The sequence below is a fragment of the Legionella waltersii genome, from assembly GCF_001468085.1.
Lineage (GTDB): Bacteria > Pseudomonadota > Gammaproteobacteria > Legionellales > Legionellaceae > Legionella > Legionella waltersii.
Genome location: NZ_LNZB01000060.1, coordinates 449839 through 450113 on the forward strand (window position 1 = coordinate 449839; position 275 = coordinate 450113).

Consider the following 275-nt stretch of genomic DNA (forward strand, 5'->3'; position numbering starts at 1 on the left):
GTTGAGGATGGATTTACATTTGAAAACACAGCGTTGGAAGAATCGCTGAGGTAACCATGCTTTAAAAAAACGTATGCTGGATGAATTTTGCAAAACGTAGGGTTAGTATTATCCCCTAAGTGCGATTATTTGGCCCTTTCCCAAAAAAGTGCACCTCAAACTGTATAATGCCGCTTAGAAGGATGGTTTTTGCGCAGGAATTTTAATTAATGCTTATCTCCTTGGAGCTGTAAACTGACCTAAAATACGTATTGTCTTTTTAACCTTTGCAAAAG